A 22,095-nucleotide genomic window follows, 5' to 3' on the forward strand; every position below is an offset into this window, starting at 1 on the left:
GGAATCGTCGGTGGGTGGCGGCAGGATCCGGTCATGCGACTCGTCGAACTCGTCCACGCCGCCGTCCACGGCGACGACGCCGAACTGCGCGCCCTGCTGGGCCCCGACGACCTGGTGCACTACGCGCCCGAGCTGCACCTGGGGGTCGTGGTGCGGCAGCAGGAGGCCGGGCAGGCCGTCACGATCGCGCTGTGCGGCCAGGGCGCGCCGCCGAGCGCGACCCTGGAGGTGCCGCCCTCGTTCCGGATCACCGAGGTGCGGCACCAGGACGGGGAGCTGCGGCTGCTCACCGAGGACGGGCGGGTGGCGCGGGGGACGCCGCACCGGTTCCGGGACGTGCAGCTGGTGCCCGCGGAGTTCAACCCGCGCTACCGGGAGCAGTGCGTCGACGTGCTGACGACCGCGCACCTGCGGCCGGAGGAGACGGAGTACGCGGAGCGGCGGGCGGGGGACCGGACGGTGCTCGTCGACCTGGACAGCGCGCACCCGGAGCGGGCCCGCGAGCTGGAGCCGCGGCTGGCCGGGCTGCTGGACCGGTTCGCCGCGCTGGAGCGGGCCGCGCTGGAGCTCGTGAGCACGGGGATCGTGGGCGGGCCGGAGGAGCGGGAGCCGTTCATCGCGGCGTTCCGGGCGGTGTCGCTGCGGGTGTACCTCAGCGGGGACTTCGAGCTGCACCTGAGCGAGCTGGAGAAGGGCAGCCACCTGCTCCACGACTACTGGATCACCGTGGTGCACCTGGCGGACGGGACCCCGGTGGACTTCTACGCGGACGCGTGAGCGTCGACGCGTGACCCGGTCGGACGCTGTCGGGCGGTGGTGGGCGTCGTTACGGTCGACCTTCTGGGAGCGCTCCCAGAAACCGTGGACGACAAAGGAGTTGTCTCATGCGCACCCCGTTCCGGCTCGCGGCGCTCGCCGCGGCCCTGGTCGCGGTCACCGGGTTGGTCGTGCTCGGCGGCGGTGGAGGCGGCGGCACCGCCGTCGCCGCGCCCGCCTGCGCCGTCGACTACACGCCCAACCAGTGGGCCACCGGCTTCACCACCGAGGTCGCGGTCACCAACCGCGCCGCGCCCGTCACCACCTGGACGCTGACCTGGACCTGGGCGGGCAACCAGACCGTCACCTCGGCCTGGAACGCCCAGGTCACCCAGACCGGCGCCAAGGTCACCGCCCGCGACGTCGGCTGGAACGGCCAGCTCGGCACCGGCGCGACCGCCCGCTTCGGGTTCCAGGGCGCCTACTCCGGGACCAGCGCCGCCCCCACCGACTTCGCCCTCAACGGCACCCCCTGCAACGGCGACACCCCGCCCACCAGCACCACCACCCCGCCGACCACCACGCCGCCGACCACGACCACCACCCCGCAGCAGCCCACCGGCTGCGGCACCGCGACCCTGTGCGACGACTTCGAGTCCCAGACCGGGACCACCCCCTCCGGCAAGTGGAGCGTCGGCGCGGCCAACTGCACCGGCACCGGCACGGTCACCGTCGACAGCTCCGTCGCGCGCAGCGGCTCCAAGTCGGTCCGGGTCAACGGCGGCGTCGGCTACTGCAACCACATCTTCTTCGGCGCCAGCGTGAGCGGACCGGTCGTGCACGGCCGGTTCCACGTCCGGCACACCACCGCGCTGCCCGCCGCGCACGTGACGTTCATGGCGCTCAAGGACTCCGCCGACGGCGGCAAGGACCTGCGCATGGGCGGCCAGAACGGCGCGCTGCAGTGGAACCGCGAGTCCGACGACGCCACCCTGCCCGCGCAGAGCCCCCAGGGCGTCGCGCAGAGCATCCCGCTGCCCACCGGCCGCTGGACCTGCGTGCAGTTCACCCTCGACGGCACGAGCGGCAGGCTCAGCACCAGCGTCGACGGGGTCGCCGTCCCCGGCCTGCAGGTCGACGGCGCCCCCACGCCCGACATCGACCAGCAGTGGCTCGCCCGCGCCAACTGGCGGCCCAACACGGTGGACGTGCGGCTGGGCTGGGAGAGCTACGGCGACGGCGGCGACACCCTTTGGTATGACGATGTCGCCTTCGGGAGTGCACCTCTGGCCTGCTAGAAGGCCGCGGGCGCACGAGCGTGGTGCACTGGGCGCGGCGCGGATCCCGCGCCGCCCCCACACCGCGCCGTCCGGGAGGAAACCGTGGGTCCGTGCCGGAGGTTGCGCGCCGTGTGCGCGGGCCTGGTCACCCCGCTCGTGTCCGCGCTGCTGATGCTCGTCTCCCCCGCGGCGACCCACCCCAGGGTCATGGCCCTCGGCGACTCCATCACCGGAAGCCCAGGCTGCTGGCGCGCGCTGCTCGCGGGCGAGCTGGACGGCACCGGGCACGCCGACGTCGACTTCGTCGGCACCCAGCCCGCCACCGACTGCGGTGGCGCCCCCTCCCCCGCGCACGAGGGGCACGGCGGGTTCCGGGCCGCCGGGATCGTGCTGGAGAACCGGCTCCCCGGCTGGCTCACCCGCGCCCGGCCGGACGTGGTGCTCATGCACCTGGGCACCAACGACGTCCTCGCGGGCGAGAGCGCCCCGGCCGTGCTCGCCGCCTACACCGAGCTGCTCGGGCAGATGCGGCGCGCCAACCCGGCGGTGAGGCTGCTGATCGCCCAGCTCATCCCGCTCGCTCCCCCGACCTGCCCGGACTGCCCCGCGCGGGTGGCGGAGCTGAACGCGGCGATCCCCGGCTGGGCGCGGGCGCACGGCACACCGCGCTCCCCCGTCACGGTCGTCGACCAGTGGACCGGTTTCGACCCGGCCGTCGACACCCACGACGGGGTGCACCCGAGCCCGGCGGGCGAGCGGAAGCTGGCCCGGCGCTGGTACCCGCCGCTGGTCGCCGCGCTGGCCGGGGCGGGCGCGCCGCGCGCCGGGAGCCTGGTGGGCGCCGGGTCGGGGCTGTGCCTGGACGGCGCGGACGGCCCCGGCGACGTCGCGGCGGCCTCGGTGGGCGCCGCGACGTCCGTGCGGCTGTGGGACTGCCGCGACGTCGCCGGGCAGCGGTTCACCACCGCCACCACCGGCGAGATCCGGCTCGGCGAGCGGTGCCTGCAGGCCGTCGCGCCCGAGCTGCCCGTGCTGCTCGCGGCCTGCGACGGCGACGCCGACCAGCGGTGGGCCCTCGCGGGCGACGGGCAGCTCGTCGGATCCGGGCACTGCCTGGACGCCCTCGGCTCCGGCGTCGACAACGGCACCCCGGTGATCCTGTGGCGCTGCAACGGGCAGCAGAACCAGCGCTGGGACCGCTTCTGACCGCGCCACTGCCCCACCATCACCCGATCGCACCACCGGTGACGCGCGCAAACCCGGTGCGCCGCGGGTAGGGGTCGGCGAGAATCCCCCAATGGCAGAGGGTGAGCGCACCACCGACGCGGACCGCGACGGGGAGCCGAGCGGGCGACGCACGACCCGGTTACGCCGCTGGCGGCTGGCCGCGCTCCTGCTGGCCGTCGCCGTGCCGCTGGCGGGCGGGTACTGGTGGTACCGGGAGGCGCCCACCGTGGACGACCTCAAGCAGCAGGCCGGCCTGAAGGGCAAGCAGGAGCTGGTCGTCGGCATCAAGACCGACATGCCCGGCATCGGGCTGCGCGACCCGGCCACCGGCGCGTACTCCGGCTTCGACGTCGACATCGCCCGCATGATCGCCGCCGACCTGGGGTTCCAGGCGTCGGACGTGCGCTTCGTGGAGATCCAGAACGAGGACCGCAGCCGGATGCGCGGCGCGAACGGCGTGCTGGTCGACCTGGTGATCGCCACCTACAGCATCACCGACCGGCGCGAGGGGATGCGCGGCGTCGCCTTCTCCTCCCCGTACCTGGAGACCGAGCAGTCCGTCATCACCCGCGAGGACCACGAGCCGATCCGCGAGGCCGCCCAGCTGCGCGGGAAGAAGGTGTGCACGCTCAGCACCTCGACCTCCACCGACGCGGTGAGCGCGGCCGGGGCCGACATGGACAACAGCAACAACATCAGCGACTGCGTGGACCGGCTGCTCGCGGGCGAGGTGGAGGCGGTCACCACGGACGCGGTCATCCTCGCCGGGTTCGTCTCCGCGCACCCGGACGAGCTGGCGCACCACGACATCGCGCTGGAGACGCCCGAGCTGTGGGCGGTCAACACCGGGGACAACGCGGCCCTGCTGACCCTGGTGAACCTGTCGCTGCGCCGCTCCGCCTGCGACCCGGCCGACCAGCGGTGGGAGGAGGCGTTCGAGCGGCACCTGCGGCCGATGCTGGAGCACAACCCCGGCGAGGCGCTGCCGCTGGACCGGCAGCCCGAGGCGGAGGACGTCGACGTGCGCACCTGGCCGTCCACCGTCCCGGACTGCTGACCGGATGAGCGCCGACCCCGGCGCGGCGTCGGACGCCGCCCTCACCGCCGAGGCCGCCACCCGGCCCACCGCCGACGCCCAGCGCGACGCGTCCCAGTGGACGCTCGCGCTGGTGCCCGCCTTCCCGATCGTGCTGCTCGTGCTCAAGCTCTGGCACCTGAGCGGCAAGGACCTCAACACCATGCTGCTGCTGGTGCAGAACGTGCACCCGGTGGAGCTGGCGACCTCGCTGGTGTTCAGCCTGCTGGAGGTGCCGCCCGCGATCGTCCTGGTCGCGCACGCGCTGGGCCTGCTCTCCCTGGTCAGCGGCGGAAGGCCCACCCGGTCGAGGCTGGAGATCGCCGCCGAGCGCGTCCCCGGCCCGGTGGTGGCGCTGGCCGGGCTGTGGGCGCTGCTGGTGTGGCAGGTGCGGTTCCTGCCGCTGGCGCTGATGCTGCTGTGCGCGATCGCGGGCCTGCGCGTGCGGCTGCGCGGACGGACCGACCTGGTGTGGCCGGTGTGCTTCCTGCTGCCCGTGGCGGTCGGCGTGACCGAGCTGGCGCTGCTCACCCCGGCGGCCTTCGACGCGGCGGCGACGGGCGACTTCCCGCTCGTGGCCTGCCTGCTCGTGCCACCCCTGCTCGCCCCGCTGCTCACCGGCCCCCTCCCCCCGAGGTCCGGGCCCACGACCGCGCACGCCCTGGCCCTGGTGGGGGCGCTGGGGACGCCGTTCCTGCTGCTGGCCCTGTTCCTGCGCGCGCCGGTGCTGCCGTCCGTGGCGCTGCTGCTGGAACCCGAGGCGCGCGGGCGCACGGCGGTGGTGCTGGGCAACGTGGTCACCGTGGACGACACGGCGACGACCGTGCTGGACGCGCGGGGGGACGTGCAGTTCATCCGCAACGACCACGTCGAGTCGAAGGTGCTGTGCCCTGGGGAGCAGCGCATCCCGAGCAGCTCGGTGACCGTGCACGGGTGGCTGGTGGAGCACCCGGCGCTCGACTGGCTGCTGCCCGCGAAGGTCCCGCAGGGGGCCACGGACCCGCTGTGCGACGGGCGGTTGCCTTCGGCGGGGTGAGCACGTGACCGGGCTCCTGAAGGCCGGGCTCATACCGGACAACCCGCCTCCAGGAGCCCGCCTGTCATACGGTGTACCAGCCGTGCTTGCCGACGTCGTGGGCGTAGTCCCAGGCACCGCCGTCGCAGGTGCCGCCGTCGCAGGTGCCGCCGCCGTAGCCACTGCTGCCCACCGCCCACTCGACGTCCACCGTGGTGGTTCCGGGAGCGTAGATCTGCATCGAGTACGACCAGGTTGCGTGATCCAGCTCCCACCTGGTCCAGCTGCCGTACGCGGACTGGACGCGCTTCCACGTGCAGACGTTCGGACCGTCCCACTGGATCCAGTTGGTACCGCAGTTGCCGGAGTAGAACATGGTGAACCGACCACCACCCGGCGGGTAGTAGTAGTGGATCGGGCTCGCGCCGACGTTGCACCCAGTGACGCTCGCGGACATCCCTCCCCGTCATCGATCGCCGACCCCGCCTCGCCATTCGCACCGACAGCCGGATCAGCAAGAACCGCACTTCGAGGGAACAGCGCGGATTTGACGCGCTCAGCACCGGTCTTGTACCCAGAACCGGTGACGACGCGCCTGTGGTTGCGCAGCGAGGTCCGGTCGACCGAGCAGCGCGCCCCGATCACCCCCGCCGACGCGAAGACCCTGGTCGACGCCGGGACCGAGGTCACCGTCGAGGACTCGCCGCGGCGGGTCTTCCCCACCGCCGACTACGCCGCCGCGGGCTGCCGCGTCGTCGAGGCCGGTGGGTGGGTCGACGCGCCCCCGGACGTGGTGGTGGTCGGGCTCAAGGAACTGCCCGACCTGCCGGAACGCCTGCCGCACCGGCACGTGTTCTTCGGGCACGCCTACAAGGGGCAGCCCGGCGCGCGGGAGCTGCTCGGCCGGTTCACGGCCGGTGGTGGCGCGCTGCTGGACCTGGAGTACCTCACCGACGACGACGGGCGCAGGCTCACCGCCTTCGGCTACTGGGCCGGGTACCTGGGCGCGGCCCTCACCGTCCTCAACGACCGGGGCGCGCTGCCGACGCCGCTGCGGCCCACCGGGCGCGCCGGGCTGGACGCCGCCCTGCGCGCGCACGACGGACAGAAAACCACCGCGCTGGTCGTCGGGGCCCTCGGGCGCTGCGGGCGCGGGGCGCGTGACGCGCTCGCCGTCGCCGGGGTCGAGGTCACCGGGTGGGACCTGCCCGAGACCCGGAACCTGGACCGGGCCGCGCTGCTCCGGCACGACCTGCTCGTCAACGCCGTCCTCGCCACCGGCCCCGCCGAACCGCTCCTGCGCCCCGAGGACCTGGACGCGCCCCGCGCCCTGCGCGGCATCGGCGACGTCAGCTGCGACGCGGGCGGCCCGTACAACCTGCTGCCCGTGTACGACGAGGTCACCACCTGGGACGAGCCCGTGCTGCGCCTGCGCGGCGGCGAGCGCCCCCTGGACCTGATCGCCATCGACAACCTGCCCTCGCTGCTGGCCGCCGAGTCCAGCGCCGACTTCTCCCGAGACCTGCTCCCCCACCTGCTCGACCTGGACTCCGGTCCGTGGCGGCGCTGCGCGGAGCGCTTCCACACCACCGTCGCCGCACTGGAGGCCGACCATGCCTGAGCACGCCACCCCCGCATCCGGCCGGGTCCACTGGATCGGCGTCGGCCTGTCCACCGGCGACGGCCTGCGCCAGCTCGCCCGCGCCGCCCGCGAGGTCCTCGTCTGGGGCCGCACCACCGCCCGCGCCGACCAGCGCGTCGCCGAACTCGGCCTCACCGGCGAGGTGCGGACCCGCGCGTACAGCACCGAGGCGCTCGCCGCCGAGGTCGGGCCCGGCGACGTCGTGGTGTCCATGCTGCCCGCGCCCGAGCACCCCGCCGTGCTGCGCGTCTGCCTGGACAACGGCGCCCACTTCGCCAGCTCCAGCTACCTCTCCCCCGAGGTCGCCGAGCTCGCCGCCGACGCCGCCTCGCGCGGCCTGGTCGTGCTCACCGAGGCCGGGCTCGACCCCGGCTCCGACCACCTGCTCGCCCACGACCTGCTCGACCGCGCCGCCGCCGAGCTGGGCGCCGACACCCCCGCGTCGATCACGTTCACCTCGTACTGCGGCGGCCTGCCCGCCGTGCCCAACGAGTTCCGCTACCGCTTCAGCTGGGCCCCGCGCAGCGTCCTGACCGCCCTGCTCGGCCGCGCCCGGTACGTCGAGGGCGGCGTCGAGCGGGTGGCCGAGCGGCCGTGGGAGGCGGTTCGGCCGCACGTGCTGGGCGGCGAGGAGTTCGAGGTCTACCCCAACCGGGACAGCGTGCCGTACGTGCGCGCGTACGGCGTGCCCGACGCGTGGCGGCCCGAGGTGTTCATCCGGGGCACGATCCGCAACAGCGGCTGGAGCGCGGCGTGGGAGCCGGTGTTCGCCGAGCTGCGCGCCGCCGACGACGCCCGGCTGACCGCGCTGGCGAACGAGCTGGCCGAGCGCTACCCCACCACCCCGGCCGACCGGGACCGGGTGGTGCTGGCCGTGGCGCTTGAGGTGCGGGCCGACGACGGGCGGGAGTGGCGCGGGGAGCACGTGCTCGACGTGGTCGGCGACGACACCGACAGCGCGATGGCCCGCACCGTGTCCACGACCCTGGCGCGCGGCGTGCTCGACGTCCTGGAGGGCCGCACGGCCGCCGGGACGCACACCGCGACCACCGACCCGGAGGCCGCGCGCCGCTGGCTCGGGTACCTGGCCGAGCACGGGGTGCGCTTCACCTCCCGCTGACCTCCCGCCGACCTGCCGCTCGCCGACCTGGCACCTGCTGATCTGTCACCCGTCCGAGAGGGGCTCGCGCCGCGCGGGCCCCTCTCGGACGGTCCGGGGTGGCCGATCGTCGCCCACGCAGGCTTGTCGGGTGAGGGAGGTGCGCCGGTGAGCGTGGAGCAGCTGCTCGGAGACGATCCCGCCGCTGCTGGTCTACCCGGTGGTCGGGCTGGTCATCGGCGTGGAGAGCGTGGGGGTCCCGCTGCCGGGCGAGATCGTGCTCGTGACGGCGGCCCTGATGTCCTCGCAGCACGACGAGCTGAGCCCTCTGTGGATCGCGGTGGCCGCGACCGGCGGGGCGATCGTCGGCGACAGCGTCGGGTACGCGATCGGCAGGCGCGGCGGGCCGAGGCTGTTCGACCGGGCCGGGCGGAGGTTCCCGAGGCGCTTCGGGCCCGCGCACGTCGGGAAGGCGCGGGAGTTCTCCGGCAGGCGCGGGGCGTGGGCGGCGGGGACCGGGATCGGGGTGACGCTGCTGGTGCGGCGGAAGCCGAACCGGGACGTGGCGGGCGAGTCGTGACCGGCCGGTCTTCGCCTTTCCTCGCCGAGTCCGGGGTCCGCTGTGTGGTCGAGGCCGCTCTGGCTCGGCCCGTGCGCTGCCGAGGGCTGGGTTCAGTCAACACTGAAGGAATTATTCCGAATAATTCCCAGAGGTCGGGGTCTCCCCTCCCCCGGCCTGGCAGCGGGCCCCGGCACCGCGGCGGGCGGGCCACTTCGCCGCGCCTGACCTGCGCGAGCAGCCCTCGCCGCTGACCCGTCCGGCCGACCCCGCGGTGCGCGCAACACGCGGCCCGCCGGGGTTCCGGTCGCCCTAGCATCAGCGCTGTGGTGGCGTTGTCGGCCGAGCAGCGGGCGGTGCTGGTGGCGTTGCTGCTCAAGGCGAACCGGGTCGTCCCCGACGTGGAGGTGGCCGCGCGGCTGCCCTCCGGGGACGTCCCCGGCGCGGTGGCGGGGCTTCGGGACGTGGTGGGCGGGGAGCTCCTGCGGAGCGTCGACGGGGGGCACGTGCTGGCCGTCGGGGACGTGGGGGCGCTCTGGGACGTGGCGTTGCGCGAGGTGTTCGCCGGGCGGGACGACGAGGTGCGGGAGCTGGCCCGGCTGGTGCTGGACGGCGGGTCGGTGGTGGTGTCGGGGGGCGCGGGGATCGGGAAGAGCGCGCTCGTCGAGCGGGTGGTCGAGGTGGTGCGGGAGCACTTTCCCGACGGGGTGGTACGGGTCGGACCGCGCGAGGGCTCCCCCGGCCCGCGGCTGCGGGCGTTGGGCGGGGCGCGGCGGCGGGTGCTGGTGGTGCTGGACGGGGTCACCGGGAGCGCGCGGGTGCGGCCGGTGCTGGCCGAGGGGGTGCCGGTGCTCGCGACCTGCCGGGACGACCTGCCGGACTTGCCCGTGCGCGGCTTCCGGCTCGGGCCGCTGGACGAGCGCGGGGCCGGGGCGGTGCTCACCGCGGTGGCGGGCGGGGTGGTCGCGGACGCCGCCGGGCTGATCGGGTTGTGCGGCGGGGTGCCGCTGGCGCTGCGGGTGGCCGGGGCCGCGCTCGGCGGGGTCCCGACGCCCGGCGGTCAGGGGTGGTTCGAGCCCGAGGTGCGCTCCCCCGTGACCGACGTGCTGGCGCGGGCCGAGGCGGCGGTGGGCGCGGGCGCGTGGGAGGCGCTCCGGCTGCTGTCGCTCGCGCCGGGACCGGACTTCACGCCCAGCGCGGCGGCGGCGCTGGTGGGCGGGACCAGGGACGGCGCGCTGGCGCGGCTCGAACTGCTCGCCACCGCCGGGCTCCTGGAGCGCCCCTCCCCCGGCCGGTACCGGTTCCACGACCTGGTGCGCGCGCACGCGGCCGAGCAGGTCGAGCAGGTCGAGGGGACGGGGCGGGCGGCGTTGGGGCGGCTGGTCCGGTTCTACCGGGACGCGGCGGGACGGGCGGCCGACGTGGTCGCACCGCTCGTCCCCCGGCCGCGCTTCCCCGAGCGGACCGCCGCGCTCCCCCGGTTCGCGGACGCCGAGCTGGCCGGGCGGTGGTTCGCGGCGGAGCGGGAGAACCTGGTCGCGGCGGCGCTCGTGGCGGGCGCGCCGGACAGCTGGAGGCTGGGGTGCGCGGTGGCCGGGTTCCTGGTCGCGCGCGGGCACGGCGTCGACGCGCCGGCGGTGTGCGCGGCGGGGCTGGCCGACGCCCGGCGGGTCGGGGACGCGGACGGCGAGGCGGCGGCGCTCGTGGCGCTGGGACGGGTGCGGGCCGCGACCGGGGACCACGCGGGGGCGCGGGAGGCGTTCGCGGGCGCGGTGGCGGTGAGCAGGCCGCAGGGGCTGGTGGTGTGGGAGCTGGAGGCGCTGCTCGGGCTCGCCGCCGCGCACCACGCGCTCGGCGACGCGGCCGAGGGGGCGGCGCGGGCGGCCGAGGCGCTGGAGCTGGCCCGGCGGACCGGGTCGGCGCGGGGCGAGGCCGAGGCGCGGGCCTCGGGCGGGTGAGGTCAGCCGGTGGCGCGCGGCGGTTCCGCCAGGCGCTCGGCCAGGCCGCGCATGGTGGCGCCGAACAGCTGGGCGTTGCCCGCGACGGCGTTGATGCCCCGGTTCGACGGGTGCGGACCGGAGAGCACCACCAGGTCGGGGCGGCGCGGGCGCACCCTGGACCAGCCGTCCTCGGCGGCGCGGCCCAGCAGCACCACCACCTCCAGCGCGGGCAGCAGGCGCAGCAGCTCACCGGTCCAGCGCGCCGCCCTGGCCCGCTCCCCCGCCGTGGAGTTGTCCTTGACCGTGGGGAACGGGCAGGCGTTCCAGTGCAGGCACTGACCGAGGTCGACGCCCAGGTAGGAGTAGGCGGCGTGGGCGCGGGCGGCCGTGGGATCGTCGTTCTCGACGCTGAGCAGGCCGGACCCGCCGGTGCCCGCCTTCGCCCTCGGGCCGGGGTTGTCCAGCAGGACCAGGGCGCGGGCGCGCACCCCGCCGAAGTCCGGGTCGGGGTACGGGACCGCGCCCGCGGGCAGGCCCTCTGCGGCGGCGATCCGGTCGGCGAGCGCCACCAGCGGGGCGACGTGCGGCTCGCCGAGGCGGGCGTGCTTGGCCGCGACGACGGCGGGATCGGCGTTGGCGCGTTCCACGGGGTGCCTCCGGGGGTGGGTGCGGGGCGTCCAGTCACCCACACCGCGCGGCCCGGCACACCCGACTTCTGCGGTGCGCGGCGGCGGTTCCCGTGCGTCCCCCCCGGCGTCAGTCGTCGGCGGAGACCATGAGCGCCACCGTCGCCGTGACGCGGTCGACGCTGACGAACTCGTGGAATTCGTCGTGCACGCCGCCCCAGTCGTGGCCCCCCTGCCCCAGGTCGCGGAGGTGGTGCGCGGTGGCCGTCGGGGGGGGGGGGGGGGGGAGCACGCGCTCGTGCGGCGACGCCAGCGCCTGGGCGAGCGCGTCGGGGAGCGGGTCGTACCGGGTCGCCCACGCGGTCAGCACGTCGAGCGCGGCGGTGGTGGTCGTCGGCTCGTAGGAGGCGGCTGTGACGTTCTCCAGCCAGTACGGGCCGTGCCGGGTGCCATGGGGTTCCACGCCGCCGCCCGCGTGGGCGTTGCGGAACCGCTCGTGCGCGACCAGCGCCTCCAGGACCTCGTGGTCGCCCGCGTCGGGGGCGGTCAGGGTGAACCAGCCGACGTGGACCCACCGGTAGGCGTGGCCCCCGGAGTCGGGCCAGGCGAAGTGCCGGAAGTTGAGGAACTCGTCGTTCCGGTGTTCGAGCATCTCGGGGCACTCCGCGCGCGCGGGTGAGGGGACGGTGGGACGCCCGTCAAGGTAGTAGCGAGCGGGCGAAGCGCTCGGCGTCGGGCTCGCGGCGTGGTGGTTCGCGTGGTGGTTCGCGTGGTGGACCGAATCGCCCAGATCACCAACGAACCGGACAAATCCCCTAGGCGGACAACGGCTTCCCGAAGCCTGTGACAATCGACATGCACAGGTGGGATGATCCTCACAGCTAAAATCGTTTCAACCCCCAACGAACAACTGGTCGCCGGTCAGCGCCGACTCGGGCCCACTTCCCCTGGAGAACCCAGCCCCATGACGGTCACCGCGCCCGCGCAGACCACGCCCGCCCGAGGGTCCGGAGCCGCGATGACCGCGCTCGCCCTCGGCGGTTTCGGCATCGGCACCACCGAGTTCGCGACGATGGGCCTGCTCCCCCAGGTCGCCGAGACGTTCGGCATCTCCATCCCCGCCGCCGGGTACGCGATCACGCTGTACGCGCTCGGCGTGGTCGTGGGCGCCCCGCTGATCGCCGGGCTGGCCGCGCGGCTGCCGCGCAAGGGGCTGCTGATCGCGCTGACCGTGGCGCTGGCGGTCGGCAACGGGCTGTCCGCCGTCGCGTGGGACACCGGGTCGCTGCTGGCCGCCAGGTTCATCGCCGGGCTGCCGCACGGGGCGTACTTCGGCATCTCCGCCGTCGTCGCCGCCGCGCTCGTGCCCGCGCACCGGCGCGGCACCGCCGTGGCGCGCGTGATGGTCGGGCTGACCGTGGCGAACCTGGTGGGCGTGCCCGCCGCGACGGCCGCCGGGCAGCAGATCGGGTGGCGCTCGGCCTACCTGGCGGTGGCGGCGATCGAGGTCGTGACGGCGCTCGCGCTGGCCCGCTCCCTGCCCAGGGTGGCCGCGCCGCGCGACGCGAGCGTGGCGGCGGAGCTGCGCGCGTTCCGGCGGCTGCCGGTGTGGCTGGCGCTGGCCACCGGCATGGTCGGGTTCGGCGGGATGTTCGCGGTGTACTCGTACATCTCGCCCATCACGACCGAGGTGACCGGGCTGGCCGAGTCGGCGGTGCCGTGGGTGCTGGCCGTGTTCGGCCTGGGCATGACGATCGGCGCGACGTTCGGCGGGCGGTTCATCGACCGGTCGGTGGCGGGCAGCGTGCTCGGGTCGATGGCGGTGATGGTGGTGGTGCTGGTGCTGTTCGGGCTGCTGGCGTCCTCGCCGGTGGCGGCGATCGCGCTGGTGTTCCTGATCGGGTTCGTCTCGCAGGTGCTGGCGTCCGCGCTCCAGGTGCGGCTGATGGACGCCTCACCGGACGCGCCGTCGCTGGCGGCGTCGTCGAACCACTCGGCGCTGAACGTGGCCAACGGGGCCGGGGCGTGGCTGGGCGGTCTGGCGATCGCGGCCGGGTGGGGGCTGGTGTCCACCGCCTGGGTGGGGGTGGCGCTGAGCGTGGCCGGGCTGGCGGTGGTCGGGGTGTCGGCGCTCGTGGAGCGACGGGAGCAGGCTTCGGCGTAGGGGGTTTCCCCACGATCCGGGGAGTTCCGCAGTTCTTCGGAGGGACGCGCGCCCGCGTGGTCCACCGTGGACGGTCATGGAAGATCTGAGAACGGCGCCGCGGCTGCCCGGCGCGGTGGCCGCGCTGGCCACCTGGTCGGACTGGACGGCGTTCGACGCGCTGCCCGCCGCCGCCCCCCGGCGGCCGGGCGCGTACCTGGTGGCCGACGCGACCGGGCCGGTCTACGCGGGCATGGCCGGGGACCGGCGCGGGGCGGGGCTGCGCGGCCGGATGACCGCCTACACGACGGGCAAGGCCGCGGTCTCCGGCCTGGGCCGAGCCGTGCTGGACCGCGCGCTCGCCGACGAGGGCTTCCTCGTGGAGCGCCTGACCGCCCTGCGCGCCGGGACCCGGTTGACCGCGAAGGGCTGGGCGGCGCTGGCGCTGCGGGAGGCCGGGCTGTGGGTGTGCTGGTCGGTCACCGCCGACCGGGCCCAGGCGGTGGGGCTGGAGGAGCGCGTGCTCACCGCGCTGCACGCGCTCCCGCTGTGGAACCTGCGCCGCCCGCGCCAGGCCGAGGCGGACCAGGCCGAGCCGGACCAGATCGACTAGCCGCGCACGACTAGCCCCGCGCGATCTCGCGCGCCCGCCACACGACGGCCAGCGCCGGGTCGCCGTCGCGGCTCGGCTCCACCTTGCGCACCGCGAACCCCTCGCGCTCGTAGAACGCGCCCGCGCGGCCGTTCGCCTCGAAGTGCTCCACGTGCAGCCACCGCGCGTCGTCCGGCAGCGCCTCGGTCAGCGCCGCCAGCAGCCGCACGCCGAGGCCCCGCCCCCGGAACTCCGGGAGCGCGTAGAGCTTGTACACCGCGTGGTCCTCACCGCTGCGCCCGCGCTGGGCCACGCCGACCACCCGGTCGCCGTCGACCGCGACCACCACCAGGCCGTCCGCGATCGCCGAGCCGAGCCGCTTCTCGTTCCACCACGCGCGGACCTGACCGGCCGCCGCCTCCACGCCGATGAGCGACGCGTAGTGCGGGCGGACGCAGTCCTCCGCGAAGGCGCGCAGCGCCGGGACGTCGTCGGGCACCGCTTCGCGCAGGGATTCCACCGCACCACCCCAGGAAAATTCCGGTTCACGCGGAAATCCGCGCGACGCCGGGGACCCTACTGCCCGCCTGCGGGCCCTCCGACGGCACACCACCTCCAGCGACCTGCCCGCCCTGCCCGCTGAGCTCCCCGCGCACCCGTCTCAAAACCATTCGCACCTGATCGGGCGCGGCCGTTGGAGCCTTCCGCTGTTGATCCGTTCGGCCCTCCGGGTACGTATCCGACCAAGAAGCGCGTCCCCTGCCACCGACCCCACGAGGAGGTCGCCCGTGATCTACGGAGTCGACGTATCCGCATACCAACCGGGTTTCGACTTCGCCGCCGCGCGTTCCGAGGGCTTCGACTTCGCCTTCATCAAGGCCACCGAGGGCTCCACCTGGCGTTCACCGAACTACCACGACCAGCTCGCCCGCGCCCGGTCCGCCGGGATGCTCGTCGCCGCCTACCACTACATGCGCGGCGACGACGTGGGCGGGCAGCTCGGGAACGTGCGGGCGGTGGTCGGCACCGACGTGCCGCTGCTGCTCGACATCGAGGACGGCGCGGGCTCGCTCGGGGCCATCCGGGGCCTCGTCGACCAGGCCCGCGCCTCCGGGTACGGGTCGCCGCTGATCTACCTGCCGCAGTGGTACTGGTCGGGCCGCATGGGCTCGCCGGACCTGTCGGGACTGCCCCCGCTGTGGCACTCGCGGTACCCGGACAACGTGGTGCGCCGCAAGGAGCAGTTCGCGCTCGGCGACGAGTACTGGCCCAGCTTCGGCGGGCTGCGCACCGAGATCGCCCAGTTCACCTCGTCGCTGGCCGTCGCCAACTACCCGAACGGGCGAATCGACGGCAACGCCTACCGGGGCACCCGCCAGGAGCTCCAGGACCTACTCGAAGGGGACAACATGCCCAGTGCGCAGGAGATCGCCTCCGCGGTGGTCAACGAGATGGAGCAGCGCCGGTACGACACCGACGGCGACGGCCAGCCCGACCGGTCGCTGATCAACAACACCATCCAGGGCATGTGGAGCGCGCAGGGCGCCGAGGCGACCGCGCGGCGGGTGGAGGTCAAGCTCGACGCGCACTCGGAGGGGCTCACCGAGGAGGAGGCCAACCTGCTGGCCTCGTTGCGCACCAACAAGGAGGGGCTGAGCGCGCGGCGGCAGGCGCAGGTGCTGCGCAGCCAGCTGACGCCCGCGGTGCTGGCCGAGCTGGTGGCGCTGGCGCAGGAGCCGAGCAGGCCCGCGCCCCAACCGCCGGTGGGACAGCCTCCGGTGGGACAGCCCTCCGTGGTTCAGCCTCCCGCTCAGGAACCGACCGCCTAGCGCGGCGGTGAGGCGGGTGGTGGGCCAGGCGGCGGTCTCCCACCCGCGTCGGCGGACCGGGCCCGCGTCTCACGATCCCGTGGGGCGCGGGCCCTCCAGCGCCCGGCGACCAGCGCGGACCCGCGCGTGGTGGTGGGCACCGCGCCCGAGCGGTCGAGCACCGGCCACTCCCCCACGACTTCCCCCTCAGCCCCGTCCCGCCATGATCGGCGGCGGCTCGCGGCGGCAGCGCACCGGGACCGGGCACGGGAGTCGCGCACCGGGACCAGGCACGGGCACGGCGACGCCGCCGGGTCCAGGAGGTCCCGGCGGCGTCGCCCCCGGCGCGCCCCGCCGTCATCGGCGGGTCGGCGCTCCGGACTCGCTCAGCACTGGCGCGTGCTCAGAGCCCGGCGGTGTTCAGCAGCCGGTTGGCCGTGCCGCCGGTCGCCCCGCCGGTGATCTTGTTCGGGGTGGCCTTGCTGTTCAGCCAGTCGTGCACCGTCGCCGACGGCGCGTCGCCGTAGGTCGCCTTGTACAGCGCCGCCACGCCCGCCACGTGCGGGGTCGCCATGGAGGTGCCGCTCATCAGGCCGTTGCCGCCGGTGTTCAGCGTGGAGCGGATCGAGGTGCCCGGCGCGTACAGGTCCACGCACGCGCCCGTGCTGGAGAAGGTGGAGCGGGCGTCCGCGCTGTCCGAGGACGCGACGACCGTGGCCGTCTCGACCTTGCGGGGCAGGCGGTCGCACGAGTTGGCGGCGGTGTTGCCCGCCGACGTCGCCAGGAACACCCCGGAGGAGATCATGCTGCGGATCGCGGTCTCCAGCGCGGCGGAGGCGGTGAAGTTCCAGGAGGTGTTGGCCACCGCCGGGCGCTGGGCGTTCGCGGTGACCCAGTTGATGGCGTTGACCGCCGCCGTGGTGGTGGCGCCGCCGGAGCAGTTCATCATCTTCACCGCGTGCAGCCGCACCCCCTTGGCGACGCCGTAGGTGGCCGAGCCGACGGTGCCCGCCACGTGCGTGCCGTGGCCGTAGCAGTCGGTGTTGTTGGTGTCGATGGCGTTGTAGTCGAAGGTGGCCCGGCCGCCGAAGTCGGCGTGCGTGGTGGTGATGCCGGTGTCGATGACGTAGGCGTGCACGCCGGCGCCGGTGGAGTTGTAGGTGTAGCTGTTGGAGAGCGGCAGGCTGACCTGGTCGATCCGGTCGATGCCGTACGAGGGCGGGTTGGCCTGGGTGGCGTCGAGCAGGTCGGTGACCATGACGTCCTGCTCGACCAGGGCGACGGCCGGGTTGCGGCGCACCTCGGCGAGCTGGTCGGGGCTCAGCGTGGCGGAGAAGCCCTTGACCGCCTCGTTCCACACGTGCTTCGGCGTGATGCCCTCGGCCGCCGACAGGGTGCGGGCCTCGGCGGCGCCGTCCTTGAGCAGGACGACGTAGGAGTCCTTGACGGGCTGGACGGCGCCGCCGGTCTTCGGTGAGACCAGGGCGGCCAACCGGGGGGCTGCCGTGGCCGCACCGGTGGTGGCGGTGGCCGCGACGACGACGGCGGTGGCGGTGGCGGCGAGGACGGCCAAGGAGGTTCTGGCAGGGCGCACGTTCGCTCCTTCTGACCGCGGCCGGGCCGATCCGAGCAGGGTTTTCGGATCAGACATTTCACCCGGTCGTCGGGTCAACCTTGAGCCTGGAGAGCCGGTTGACCTTGGTCAATACTCGTCAACCACCTGGCCCACGCCATTGGTAGGTGCGTTGCGGAACGTGTTTCCCGGCGGGTCCGGGCGGCCGTCGGGAAGTGCCGATCCGAACACCTCGTCGAGCGCTGAGGCGAATGCGGCGGGGTGCGTGAGCGGACCGTGATGACCCATTCCGGAAATGGTGCGCGTGGCGGCGCTGCGCAGTTCCGAAGTGGCCGCGCCGAGCGATTCGGCGGACACCACCGGCGAGTTCTCCCCGCGCAGGAGCACGACCGGGCAGGCGACGCGCGCGAGCGCCTCCCGCCACCGGCAGGATGCCGCAGCCCGGTACACCCGCGCCTCGTCCTGTGGCGCACAGCACAGGCGGACGCCGCCGCCGGGTTCGGGGGTGAACCCGGAGTCGACGTAGTCCGCGAGCGCGTCCGGGTGCAGCTCCGACAGGGGCGGGCGGGCCGAGTAGCGGGCGAGCGCTGCGGCCTTCGACGGGAACACCGCGCGGCGCCGCTCGGCGGAGCGCGCGAACGAGTCGTCGGTCTCGCGGATGGGGTCGCGGATGGGGTCGCGGATGGGGTCGCGGGTGGGGTCGACCAGGATCGGCTCGTGGCAGACGAGCAGGGCGAACGTGCCGGGCGCGGCGGCCTCGGCCAGCAGCAGGGCGGTGCCGCCGAGGGAGTGGCCGACCCCGATCAGCGGGCCGGGGCCGAGCCGGGCGGCGGTGGCGAGCACGTCGTCGGCGAACACCGACCAGTCCGCGCCGGGCGGCAGCGGGGGCGCGCCGCCGTGGCCGCGCAGGTCCGGCGCGAACACCCGCAGCGGTGTCCGCACGCGCGTCGCGCACGCCCGTAGTACCAGACCGGTGAATCCCGCCGCGTGGCAGAACAACGCCGTCCGAACGGGCCCGGAGAACTCTCGCCCGGCGGTCAGCTCACGTGGCGCGGGCGGTGTTCCGAGAGCGGTCATCCGCATTCTCCCGTGGTCTGCCGATTGGTGGATGGTGCGCCTGTGGCGCCGGCCCTAAGCTCGACCGCGATCAGCGCTGTCCGCTCCGCCGGCGGAATCCCCGCTTTTCCCCTTTCGCGCACCGGATGGCGCACGGCTGACAGTTCCGGAGCACCACCCGCGTCGGGTTCCCCCTTGTACCCCGAGCGGTCGGAATCGGGAAGGGCGAGCTGTGGAACCCAGTTCGGTTTCGGGTCTGGTCTCGATCGTCGTGCTCGTCAGGGACCGGGTGGAGCACACCCGCCGGTTGGTCGCCTCGCTGGCGCGCGCCACCGGCGAGTGGGAGCTGGTCGTGGTGGACAACGGCTCCACCGACGGCACCGCCGCGCTGCTCGCCGGGCTCGGCGAGGCGCTGGGGAGGCCGGTGGTGGTGCTGTCCTTCCCGGACGACCGGGGTGGCGCCGAGCGGCGCAACGCGGGGGCCGGGGCGGCGCGCGGGGAGTTCCTGCTGTTCCTGGACAACGACGTGCTGGTGGACGACGCCGGGCTCGTGGAGGTGCTGGCGGCGGAGCTGGCGGGCGAGCCCCGGCTGGCGGCGGTGTCGCCGCTGCTGTGCTACCCCGGCGAGCTGTCGCTGGTGCAGTGCGCGGGCGGCGGGTCGACGCCGAACGGGCTGATCGGGCTGGTGGGGCGCGGGCAGCCGGTGTCCGCGCGGCACCGGGAGCGGCGGGAGCAGACGTGGGCGCCGACGGCGGCGCTGATGGTGCGGCGGTCGGCGTTCCGGGCGGTGGGCGGGTTCGACGAGGCGTTCGACCCGGTGCCGCTGTGCGAGGACGTGGACCTGTGCCTGCGGCTGCGGGCGGCCGGTGGGGGCGTGCGGTTCGTGGGGGCGGTGGTGGCGCGGCACTTCGAGGGGACCACGTTCAACCACGTCGGGCACGACAAGCTGGCGGTGTGGAAGCGGCACACGCGGGTGCTGCGGGCGCGGTGGGCGCGGGAGTTCGCCGAGGGGCCCCGGCACGGGCCCGCGGAGCTGGCGTGGGTGCCGGTGCGCAAGGACTACCGGGACCTGGACGCGCCCAGGGCCTGGGTGGAGGGCTCCTGGGTGGAGGGCACCGGGGCGGGGAGCGCTGGACCCGCGGGTGCGAGCGGGGGTGCGGGCGGGGCGGTGGGCGGCGCGGGCCCGGTGGTGGACCCCGGTGGTGGCCCGGCGGGTGACGGCGCGGGACTCGGCGCGGCGGAACCGGGCACGAGGCCCGTGGGCGCGGCGGGTGGGCCCGGCGCCGGGTTCTTCACCAGCGACCGGGAGCTGGCCGGGCTCGGGCGGGCGGACGTGCGGGTGTCGGTGCTGGGCGCGCGGGCCTCGCTCGCCGCGCTGGCCGCGACGCCGGGGGTGCGGATCACCGGGGTGTCCGACCGGGACGCGGGCGAGCTGGCCCGGCGCTCGCGCGAGCACGGGGTGCGGTGGGCGTTGCGCGAGGACCGGGACGCCGTGGAGCTGGTGCCCGCCGAGGGGGTCGTGGGCGATCGGCTGGACCTGGCGGAGCTGGCGCTGCGCCGGGGCAGCCACGCGCTGCTGGAGGCGCCGCTGGTGGGTGGTCCGGCTGAGCTCGCGGGGTTGCTGGGGCGGGCGCGGACGGCCGAGGCGCGCTGCTCGGTGCTGCTGCCGTGGGCGCACCACCCGGAGCTGGCCGCGCTCGGCAAGGCCGTCGCCGAGGGGCGGATCGGGGCGCCGACGTCGTTCGTGGCGCGGGTGCGCGCGCCCGGCGGCGACCCGGCGCTGGACGTGCTGGACGCCGCCGAGCGGGCGCTGGGCGGGCCGGTCGAGCTGGTGGCGGGGCTGGGGCCGACGCGGGCGCGGGTCCGCGTGGCCGGGGTGCCCGGTGTGCTGGAGGCGGGGCGCGGGCCGCGATCGCTGCGGGTGGTGATCACCGGTGAGGGCGGCGAGCTGACCGCCGAACCCCCGTTCGACGGGCCGGACGGGGCTTTGGCGGACTTCGTGGCGCTGCTGCGCGGCGGCCCGGTGCCGCTGACGGACGTCGTGGCGCTCGGCCCGGTGCTGGCGGCCCGGCTCGCGTGGGTGACGGCGTGAGCGCGGCGGGGGCGCGAGCCGGGGTGCTCGTGGCGGCGGGGCCCACCGTCGCCGAGGAGCTCGCCGCGCACGGCAACAACCTGGCCGAGCTGCTGCGCGTCCGGGCTTCCGGGCGCGGGTGGTCGGGGCGGGTGGCGTTCGAGTGCGGCGGCGAGCGGGTCACCCACGGGGAGGTGCACGCGCGGGCCGTCGTGCGGTCGGCCGCGCTCGCGGCGCTGGGCGTGCGGGTGGGCGACCGGGTGGTGCTGGTGCTGGACGACGACGTCGACTTCGTGGTGCTGTTCCTGGCGGTGCTGCGGTTGGGCGCGGTCGCGGTGCCGGTGAACCCCCGGCTGCACCGGGGCGAGCTGGCGGCCTGCCTGACCGCCGCCGAGGCGGCGCTGGTGGTGCGCCGCCCACGGGACGCGCCCGAACTGGCCGGGCGCACCCCGGCCGACCTGGACTTCCCCGCTCCCCCGGTCCCCGCCGCCGCGCTGCCGGACGAGCACCCCGCCTACGCGCTGTTCACCTCCGGCACCACCGGCGCGTCGCGGCTGTGCCCGCACGCCCACGCCGACCCGCTGGTGTACCAGCGCGCGTTCGGCGGCCCCGTGCTGCGGCTGACGCCCGACGACGTCGTGCACTCGGTGTCGAAGATGTACTTCGCCTACGGCCTGGGCAACTCGCTGCTCTACCCGCTCCTCGCGGGCTGCCGCGCGGTGCTGGAGGCGGGGCCGCCGCAGGCCGCGCGGGCGCTCGCGCTCGTCGACGAGCACCGGGTGAGCGTGCTGTTCTCGGTGCCCACGTTCTACTCGCGGCTGCTCACCGAACCCGCGTGCGGGCTGCTGGCGGGACTGCGGCTGGCGGTGACGGCGGGCGAGGTGCTGCCGCTGTCGCTGGAGCGCAGGTTGGGGGCGCTGCTGGGCGAGCGGCTGCTCAACGGGATCGGCACGACCGAGGTGGGGCAGGCGTTCACGTCCAACGCGGCGGGCGCGCACCGGATCGGCACGGTCGGGCGGGCGCTGCCGCCGTACGCGGTGCGGGTGGTGGACGAGCTGGGCGCGGTGGTCGGGGCGGACGTGGTGGGGCGGTTGCAGGTGCGCGGGCCGACGGTGAGCGCGGGCGCGCGGCCGGACGGCGGGCCGGGGCGCGAGCCCGGCTGGTACACGACCGGCGACCTGGCCTCGTGCGACGCGGACGGCTACCTGGTGGTGACCGGGCGGGCGGACGACATCGAGAACGTGGGCGGCATCAAGGTGCACCCGGTGGACGTCGAGTCGCTGCTGGCCGAGCACCCGCTGGTGGCGGAGGCGGCGGTGTGCGCGGTGCGGGAGGGCGGGCGGAGCTGGTTGCGGGCGTACGTGGTGCGCGCGGGCGGCGGGCCGGGCGATGGCGGGCCGGACGACGGGGAGCTGGCGGAGGAGCTGCTGGCCACGGCGCGCGCCGGGCTGAGCACGTACAAGGCGCCGCGCGCGGTGGTGTTCGTGCCCGCGCTGCCGCGCACCGGGTCGGGGAAGCTGCGCAGGCACGTGGTGCGGACCTGGGTGGACGGGTGAGCGCTCGGTGGTCGTCGGGGCGCTCGGGCTCGCCGCACGGGTCGGCGGGCGCGCACTACGATCAGCGCGGCAGACCG

Annotated in this window: 20 protein-coding genes; 14 read left to right on the forward strand and 6 right to left on the reverse strand. The window is 75.4% G+C overall.

What is annotated here, in order from left to right; translation table 11 throughout:
* Positions 1-33: 33 nt before the first annotated feature.
* The 5 genes from AMIR_RS17630 to AMIR_RS17650 all read left to right on the forward strand — a co-directional run bounded on the left by AMIR_RS17630 (position 34) and on the right by AMIR_RS17650 (position 5,374).
* Entirely contained in the window at positions 34-777 is a 744-nt protein-coding gene (locus tag AMIR_RS17630) for a hypothetical protein (RefSeq protein ID WP_015802315.1), read from the forward strand.
* Positions 778-884: 107 nt separating this feature from the next.
* Positions 885-2,054, forward strand: a complete 1,170-nt coding sequence (locus AMIR_RS17635) for a cellulose binding domain-containing protein (protein ID WP_015802316.1) — start codon at positions 885-887, stop codon at positions 2,052-2,054.
* Positions 2,055-2,138: 84 nt separating this feature from the next.
* Complete coding sequence (locus AMIR_RS17640) at positions 2,139-3,242, forward strand: GDSL-type esterase/lipase family protein (protein WP_245554624.1); 1,104 nt, start codon at positions 2,139-2,141, stop codon at positions 3,240-3,242.
* Positions 3,243-3,333: 91 nt separating this feature from the next.
* Positions 3,334-4,320: a transporter substrate-binding domain-containing protein gene (locus AMIR_RS17645; protein WP_015802318.1), complete on the forward strand. Its 987-nt coding sequence runs from the start codon at positions 3,334-3,336 to the stop codon at positions 4,318-4,320.
* A 4-nt stretch (positions 4,321-4,324) separates the two neighbouring features.
* Positions 4,325-5,374, forward strand: a complete 1,050-nt coding sequence (locus AMIR_RS17650) for a hypothetical protein (RefSeq protein ID WP_015802319.1) — start codon at positions 4,325-4,327, stop codon at positions 5,372-5,374.
* A 64-nt stretch (positions 5,375-5,438) separates the two neighbouring features.
* Here the strand turns inward: AMIR_RS17650 and AMIR_RS17655 are convergent, their stop codons facing one another.
* Complete coding sequence (locus AMIR_RS17655) at positions 5,439-5,810, reverse strand: hypothetical protein (RefSeq protein ID WP_015802320.1); 372 nt, start codon at positions 5,808-5,810, stop codon at positions 5,439-5,441.
* Between the two features lie 126 nt (positions 5,811-5,936).
* Here AMIR_RS17655 and AMIR_RS17660 point away from each other — a divergent pair, with 126 nt between their 5' ends.
* The 4 genes from AMIR_RS17660 (at position 5,937) to AMIR_RS17675 (ending at position 10,611) form a co-directional block, all read left to right on the forward strand.
* The gene (locus AMIR_RS17660) at positions 5,937-6,974 is read left to right on the forward strand and encodes a saccharopine dehydrogenase (protein WP_015802321.1); all 1,038 of its coding nucleotides are present in this window, start codon (positions 5,937-5,939) and stop codon (positions 6,972-6,974) included.
* Entirely contained in the window at positions 6,967-8,115 is a 1,149-nt protein-coding gene (locus AMIR_RS42800; RefSeq protein WP_015802322.1) for a saccharopine dehydrogenase family protein, read from the forward strand. The genes AMIR_RS17660 and AMIR_RS42800 overlap by 8 nt, the downstream gene beginning before the upstream one ends.
* A gap of 199 nt (positions 8,116-8,314) precedes the next feature.
* Complete coding sequence (locus AMIR_RS17670) at positions 8,315-8,674, forward strand: DedA family protein (protein WP_049796875.1); 360 nt, start codon at positions 8,315-8,317, stop codon at positions 8,672-8,674.
* Between the two features lie 305 nt (positions 8,675-8,979).
* Positions 8,980-10,611, forward strand: a complete 1,632-nt coding sequence (locus tag AMIR_RS17675; RefSeq protein ID WP_015802323.1) for a hypothetical protein — start codon at positions 8,980-8,982, stop codon at positions 10,609-10,611.
* A gap of 2 nt (positions 10,612-10,613) precedes the next feature.
* Here the strand turns inward: AMIR_RS17675 and AMIR_RS17680 are convergent, their stop codons facing one another.
* On the reverse strand, positions 10,614-11,240 hold the full coding sequence (locus AMIR_RS17680) for a uracil-DNA glycosylase (RefSeq protein WP_015802324.1): 627 nt from the start codon (positions 11,238-11,240) through the stop codon (positions 10,614-10,616).
* A 109-nt stretch (positions 11,241-11,349) separates the two neighbouring features.
* Positions 11,350-11,871, reverse strand: coding sequence for a hypothetical protein (locus tag AMIR_RS17685; RefSeq protein WP_015802325.1), 522 nt, complete (start codon positions 11,869-11,871; stop codon positions 11,350-11,352).
* A 312-nt stretch (positions 11,872-12,183) separates the two neighbouring features.
* On the opposite strand from AMIR_RS17685, the gene AMIR_RS17690 reads away from it, so the two are divergent.
* Together AMIR_RS17690 and AMIR_RS40380 are read left to right on the forward strand one after the other, a co-directional pair.
* Positions 12,184-13,383 (forward strand): MFS transporter, encoded by a 1,200-nt coding sequence (locus tag AMIR_RS17690; RefSeq protein ID WP_015802326.1) that lies wholly within the window; start codon positions 12,184-12,186, stop codon positions 13,381-13,383.
* 76 nt (positions 13,384-13,459) lie between these two features.
* Positions 13,460-13,975 (forward strand): hypothetical protein, encoded by a 516-nt coding sequence (locus tag AMIR_RS40380; RefSeq protein ID WP_015802327.1) that lies wholly within the window; start codon positions 13,460-13,462, stop codon positions 13,973-13,975.
* 10 nt (positions 13,976-13,985) lie between these two features.
* On the opposite strand, the gene AMIR_RS17700 is transcribed toward AMIR_RS40380, so the two are convergent.
* The gene (locus AMIR_RS17700) at positions 13,986-14,474 is read right to left on the reverse strand and encodes a GNAT family N-acetyltransferase (protein WP_015802328.1); all 489 of its coding nucleotides are present in this window, start codon (positions 14,472-14,474) and stop codon (positions 13,986-13,988) included.
* A gap of 268 nt (positions 14,475-14,742) precedes the next feature.
* Here AMIR_RS17700 and AMIR_RS35855 point away from each other — a divergent pair, with 268 nt between their 5' ends.
* Positions 14,743-15,783, forward strand: a complete 1,041-nt coding sequence (locus tag AMIR_RS35855; protein WP_049796876.1) for a glycoside hydrolase family 25 protein — start codon at positions 14,743-14,745, stop codon at positions 15,781-15,783.
* Positions 15,784-16,165: 382 nt separating this feature from the next.
* Here the strand turns inward: AMIR_RS35855 and AMIR_RS17710 are convergent, their stop codons facing one another.
* Complete coding sequence (locus tag AMIR_RS17710) at positions 16,166-17,356, reverse strand: S8 family peptidase (RefSeq protein WP_015802330.1); 1,191 nt, start codon at positions 17,354-17,356, stop codon at positions 16,166-16,168.
* A gap of 108 nt (positions 17,357-17,464) precedes the next feature.
* Positions 17,465-18,418, reverse strand: a complete 954-nt coding sequence (locus AMIR_RS35860; protein ID WP_084798918.1) for an alpha/beta fold hydrolase — start codon at positions 18,416-18,418, stop codon at positions 17,465-17,467.
* Between the two features lie 205 nt (positions 18,419-18,623).
* Between AMIR_RS35860 and AMIR_RS35865 the strand changes: the two genes are divergently transcribed.
* Positions 18,624-20,483: a glycosyltransferase gene (locus AMIR_RS35865; RefSeq protein ID WP_015802332.1), complete on the forward strand. Its 1,860-nt coding sequence runs from the start codon at positions 18,624-18,626 to the stop codon at positions 20,481-20,483.
* Positions 20,480-22,018, forward strand: a complete 1,539-nt coding sequence (locus AMIR_RS17720) for an AMP-binding protein (protein WP_187313419.1) — start codon at positions 20,480-20,482, stop codon at positions 22,016-22,018. The genes AMIR_RS35865 and AMIR_RS17720 overlap by 4 nt, the downstream gene beginning before the upstream one ends.
* The last annotated feature ends 77 nt before the right edge of the window (positions 22,019-22,095 follow it).

Source organism: Actinosynnema mirum DSM 43827, assembly GCF_000023245.1.
Taxonomy (GTDB): domain Bacteria; phylum Actinomycetota; class Actinomycetes; order Mycobacteriales; family Pseudonocardiaceae; genus Actinosynnema; species Actinosynnema mirum.

Excerpts from the sequence above, each read along its gene's own strand:
- AMIR_RS17630 (WP_015802315.1), top strand. The coding sequence starts at position 34 with ATGCGACTCGTCGAACTCGTCCACGCCGCCGTCCACGGCGACGACGCC.
- AMIR_RS17635 (WP_015802316.1), top strand. The coding sequence starts at position 885 with ATGCGCACCCCGTTCCGGCTCGCGGCGCTCGCCGCGGCCCTGGTCGCG.
- AMIR_RS17645 (WP_015802318.1), top strand. The coding sequence starts at position 3,334 with ATGGCAGAGGGTGAGCGCACCACCGACGCGGACCGCGACGGGGAGCCG.
- AMIR_RS17650 (WP_015802319.1), top strand. The coding sequence starts at position 4,325 with ATGAGCGCCGACCCCGGCGCGGCGTCGGACGCCGCCCTCACCGCCGAG.
- AMIR_RS17655 (WP_015802320.1), bottom strand. The coding sequence starts at position 5,810 with ATGTCCGCGAGCGTCACTGGGTGCAACGTCGGCGCGAGCCCGATCCAC.
- AMIR_RS42800 (WP_015802322.1), top strand. The coding sequence starts at position 6,967 with ATGCCTGAGCACGCCACCCCCGCATCCGGCCGGGTCCACTGGATCGGC.
- AMIR_RS17685 (WP_015802325.1), bottom strand. The coding sequence starts at position 11,871 with ATGCTCGAACACCGGAACGACGAGTTCCTCAACTTCCGGCACTTCGCC.
- AMIR_RS17690 (WP_015802326.1), top strand. The coding sequence starts at position 12,184 with ATGACGGTCACCGCGCCCGCGCAGACCACGCCCGCCCGAGGGTCCGGA.
- AMIR_RS40380 (WP_015802327.1), top strand. The coding sequence starts at position 13,460 with ATGGAAGATCTGAGAACGGCGCCGCGGCTGCCCGGCGCGGTGGCCGCG.
- AMIR_RS35860 (WP_084798918.1), bottom strand. The coding sequence starts at position 18,418 with ATGCGGATGACCGCTCTCGGAACACCGCCCGCGCCACGTGAGCTGACC.